The following is a 4,105-nucleotide window of genomic DNA, read 5'->3' as shown; positions in this document are numbered from 1 at the left end:
AGGCGCAGGGGCTTCACGGCTGGGACTCCCGTTCCAAGGCGTGCAGCCGTTCGACGACGCCGAGGTAGGCGTTGACCTCGTCCTCGGACGCGGCTTCGCCCTTCACCGTCTGGAAGAAGGAAGTAAAAATCTCGCGATCACTCAGAGTGCGATAGTCCACGCGGGACGCCGCCGGATCACCCCGGCCGAGCCGCTCCATCCGCTTGAGCTCCAGCACGTTGGGATACTTGGACCGCAACCGTCCGATGGGATCGAATACCGGGCCCTTGTCGAGGAGCGTCACCGACAGGTAGTCGTCGGCTTCGTTGCCGACTGGCGTATTCAGCAGCGCTTCCAGCGTCCCGGTCACGCAGCGCACCGCGCGGCGCGGTACGAGCGGGATCCGCTCGAGGTGGCATCGACCCGCGGCATCGAGTTCCACCAGGTTGACCGACTTCGAATGGGTGGCCTCGGAGAAAGAGTACTGAAGCAGCGATCCCGAGTAGTGGATCCGGTCGTTGCCGGCCCGCTGCGGGCGGTGCAGATGGCCGAGCGCGACGAAGGAAAAACCGTCGAACACCGACGGTTCGACGGCGCCCGTGGCGCCCACCGACAGCGGGCGCTCGGACTCGGATTCCTCGCTCCCGACGACAAAAGCATGAGCTACGAGCACCGAGCGCGTGCCGCGCGGACGCGTCTCGCGCGCCTTCGCGATGACGGCGCGCATCGCGGCGGCGTGATCGGGAAGGTCCGGGTTGCCGAGGCGTTCGCGCACCAGGGCGGGCTCGGCATAGGGGATCGCGCAAACACTCACGGCGCCGTGAGCGTCCGTAAGCGATGTCCACATCGGGTCGAGGCCGACGCGCCCCGCCACGTGCAGACCGCTCTGGGAGAGCAGCCGCGTGCCAAAACCCAGACGCTCCGGGCTGTCGTGGTTGCCGGCGATCAGTATTACCCGCGTCTTGAGATCGATGACGAGTCGCGAGAGGGTCTCATCGAGCAGGCTCACCGCCTCGGGCGGCGGAACGGCCCGGTCGTACACGTCTCCCGCGATGACAACGGCGTCAGGTTTTGCCTCACGGACCAAATTAATGAACTGGTCCAGCACGTAGGCCTGGTCCTGCGTCAAGTGAACGCCGTAAAAGATCCGACCGAGATGCCAATCGGCGGTATGGATAATTCGCATCCTGCCAACCCCAAGTCCTTGCATGACAATTCCGTAGTGTCCGAAATTCCGCACGGAACTTCAATGTGCCCCGGCTTACCGACGGATAAACCGAACAGACGAGTGGCTGAATATTATTCAGTCGTCATTGAGTTACCGAGGTTTTGAATCTTCCTGCTCACTGGTCAAATAGAAATGGGGCCTTTGGCCCCATTTCTATTTGACTGGCGGAGGAGCCAGTCTAGAGCGAACCCTTCTCTGCGGAAAATTCCCTGTAACAGGGAAAAATACAGGGAAAATTTGCATTAATAACGTTCTCTGCAGATGTCATTCTGCCCGGAAAAGTCTATCCTATACAACTTTTCACACATGCCCCATGTTAAGCGCGTTACCAAGAACAGGGAATAGCAACTCGCCAGAAACAGGTTCCAGAATTCTTCGGCCCGGCTCCGGTCTAACATCGCTACCGTCACGATGGCGGTATCTTGACATAAAGAATTGAGAAACAAGACCCATGCCCAAGAGGTCAACGCGCATACTGAAACGGAGAAGATTTCTCCTGGGCGCCGGAGCCGCGCTAGTCTCGCTGGCGGGCGCGTCGTATATTGGTTTGCGCTTTGCTCGCCGCTCAAACGATGAGCTCCTTCGTCGTATCAGCCTGCTTCATGGACAGCACCGATCCTGCACCGCGCTGCCGGGCCTGAACGATTACAAGGGGGTGATCCACGTCCATAGCCGCGTGTCTCGTGATTGCCAAGGCACCCCCGATGAGATCATCCGCGCTGCCAAGGAAGCCGGCCTCAATTTCCTTTTCATCACGGATCATAATAGCAAGAAGATATTTACCGAGGGAATGCAGGGAACATATGACGGCATCGTGGTAATCCGAGGCGCTGAAATGATCAATAAAGGTCAGGGCCTTCTCGCCATTAACGTCAAAGAATACATTGACGGCCACCGTATGACGGTCCAACAGGCCGTCAACGAAATCAAATCACAGGGTGGACTGGCTTTTGTTGCGCATCCGTGGCGATTCACGAAATGGGACGTCCGGGGGATCGACGGCATCGAAATCTACGACCTGGCCGACAGCACCTATGCTCATCTGTGGAAGACGCCGCTCATGCTGGCTGATGAATTCACCTCTGCGAAGGATCTCCCCGAAGAGGCCTTCGTGCGCGGACCGCTCTCCCGCCCCGATTACTATCTGTCCAAGTGGGACAAGCTGATCCAGAAGAAAAAGCTGGTCGGCATCGCCGGCAACGATGCGCATCAGAATACGGTGGTTTTTGGCAAGCTGCTGGATCCTTATTCCGTCGATTTCAAATTCCTCCAAACGCATATCCTGGCGGCGCGACTGGATGAGGCAGCGCTGTTGCGCGCCCTGCAGGCCGGTCATACCTATTGCTCGTTCGGGTTGCTCGCAGATGCGACCGGCTTTCATTTCGAGGCCAGAAACCGCGAGGTGCTGGGGATTATGGGCGATGACGTGCCCTATTCTTCGCAACCAATTCTTACCGCCGAGGCTCCACACGATGGGATAATTCGCCTCTATCGCAATGGACAACCGATTCAAACGGCAAACGGAAACAGGCTGGATCATCCGGTTGCGGGAAAAGGCATATACCGGGTCGAGGTCGCGCTCGAAGTCGAACGGGAAGAATATCCGTGGATCTTCTCGAATCCCATTTATGTCACGTAACCGCCGGCACCCGATCCGCAGGAGCATCATTCAGGGAACTCTGGTCCTGCTTTTTTGTGGTGCGGCGGTGCTGCCAGCCCGCGCCGCGTATGTGATCGCGCCCGATATCGTGAAGGAATACGCCGAGCACAAGGCCAAGGTGCTGAAGAATCCGGATAGTACTGAGATGAATTTCGAGTACGCGGTATGTCTTTCGTACATGGGCAAGATCGAGGAAGGCCGATCCACGCTGAAGAAGGTACAAGCCTTGGATCCGCGATTTGCTGAAAAAGCGCTCTTCAGGTACACCGAGAAATATCGCAAAAATCCGGCGAGTCTGAAGATGAAATTCCGTCTTGGTTTTCTGTATTACTTTGACAACAAGTTCGATCAGGCTCTGAGCATTCTCGGTGACATCGCCGATCACCAGTCCGCCGGCCAGTTGAGCGCCTGGGCGTTGGGTTACATGGCCATGATCAAGGGCGAACAGGACAAATGGGGCGAGGCTGAAGGACTGGTGCGTCGGGCACTCCGCCTCGAGCCGGACGCCTATGGTTTGCATGCCGCACTGGCCGCGGCTCTCAAGGCGCAGGGGAACTATTTAGCGGCGGTACGGGAGTACTTCATCGCCATCAAAGACCGAAGGGAATTCGAAGCCTACGAAAAAACTTTGTGGCCGCCGTCGGTTCCCGGAGCGGCGCATTCCGACTAATGGGCCACCCTGAACCCGCCTTACTTGTCACACCCGGCGCGCCGCGAATAAGCGCGTCGTGGGAGGTGTCCATGGCGAATTATTATTCCTTATCATAATCGCTAACCATTTCGCGGTCTTGCCAAATCTGCATGCCTACATAGCAATCGACACCCGTTACGTGACCCTCCTGCGCCATAACACCACCAAGATGAGCAAGTTAACAAGCAACATGCCTAACCCCGCCCCGCTGATTCGCTTGGTCAGCTCAAGCAGCTCGAGCGGCACGTAGAGGGCGGCACCTACTATAGCCAAGACACGCGCCCAGTTCCGGCCACGCCAAAGCCCGTAGGCCTCCGCGAATCGGACCGCCGCGTACACCACGGCACCCAGGCTTATGACGAGGAGGCGGACATTGCTGAGATGGGAGGCCGCCTGCAAAAAAATCCTCGGGTAACGGCTGGCGGGGTTCAGATGAAAGTGGCGTACCAGTTCTTCGGCGGCGCGCTGCGCGTCGGGATGCAGTAACTTGAAAAGGGCACCGGCCGCCACCAGCACCAAGATGCCTTTGAAGGCCTCAAAGACCGCT

4 protein-coding genes are annotated in these 4,105 nt (G+C 58.1%); 2 read left to right on the top strand and 2 right to left on the bottom strand.

What is annotated here, in order from left to right:
* Positions 1-13: 13 nt before the first annotated feature.
* Positions 14-1,165, bottom strand: coding sequence for an exonuclease SbcCD subunit D (locus ACC569_RS14180; protein WP_372524178.1), 1,152 nt, complete (start codon positions 1,163-1,165; stop codon positions 14-16).
* A gap of 493 nt (positions 1,166-1,658) precedes the next feature.
* Between ACC569_RS14180 and ACC569_RS14175 the strand changes: the two genes are divergently transcribed.
* Together ACC569_RS14175 and ACC569_RS14170 are read left to right on the top strand one after the other, a co-directional pair.
* The gene (locus ACC569_RS14175; RefSeq protein ID WP_372524177.1) at positions 1,659-2,846 is read left to right on the top strand and encodes a CehA/McbA family metallohydrolase; all 1,188 of its coding nucleotides are present in this window, start codon (positions 1,659-1,661) and stop codon (positions 2,844-2,846) included.
* Positions 2,836-3,537 (top strand): tetratricopeptide repeat protein, encoded by a 702-nt coding sequence (locus tag ACC569_RS14170; RefSeq protein WP_372524176.1) that lies wholly within the window; start codon positions 2,836-2,838, stop codon positions 3,535-3,537. Before ACC569_RS14175 ends, ACC569_RS14170 begins: the two co-directional genes overlap by 11 nt.
* A 156-nt stretch (positions 3,538-3,693) precedes the next feature.
* Here the strand turns inward: ACC569_RS14170 and ACC569_RS14165 are convergent.
* Positions 3,694-4,105, bottom strand: a 412-nt coding sequence (locus tag ACC569_RS14165; RefSeq protein WP_372524175.1) for a DUF2127 domain-containing protein, incomplete at its 5' end; no start/stop codon positions are given.

The organism is Sulfuricaulis sp., from assembly GCF_041499725.1.
Classification (GTDB): Bacteria; Pseudomonadota; Gammaproteobacteria; order Acidiferrobacterales; family Sulfurifustaceae; genus Sulfuricaulis.
This window is presented reverse-complemented; position numbering and strand designations above follow the sequence as displayed.